Here is a 372-nt window from a genome sequence, read left to right on the forward strand (position 1 = left end):
CGGGCGATTCAGCGAGAACTAGAAACTCCGATTGCCAAAGCGATTCTACGCGGCGAGTTCCACGAAGGCGACACAATTTACGTCCATGTAGAACACGAACGACTGGTGTTGAAGCGCTTATCACCTGAACTGGTCAACGCTTAGAGGGGGCAGAGGAGCACAAGGGAGAGATAACTCTTGGAAAGACTTGGGTTAATCGCGTCTCTGTTTCAAGATTTAACAACATATCAAAACATTTTTGGAAAAGCTATGACTTCTGAAGATTTTAGAGAAACCAGAACAAATTCAGCATTGCCAATTGTCTTAGGTGTTTTGATGATTCTGCTGGGAATTGCAGCGATCGCAGAACCATTTATTGCCACTATTGCCATC

At 44.6% G+C, this 372-nt stretch carries 1 protein-coding gene and 1 pseudogene; both read left to right on the forward strand.

Annotated features, from left to right (window positions below):
* The coding region (locus ACEYW6_RS36730; RefSeq protein WP_412983684.1) for a hypothetical protein at positions 1-144 on the forward strand (144 nt) is incomplete at its 5' end.
* A 90-nt stretch (positions 145-234) separates the two neighbouring features.
* Positions 235-372 (forward strand): annotated as a pseudogene (locus ACEYW6_RS36735) (HdeD family acid-resistance protein); the annotation flags it as partial.

This window comes from Nostoc sp. UIC 10607 (assembly GCF_047228265.1).
Classification (GTDB): domain Bacteria; phylum Cyanobacteriota; class Cyanobacteriia; order Cyanobacteriales; family Nostocaceae; genus Nostoc; species Nostoc foliaceum_A.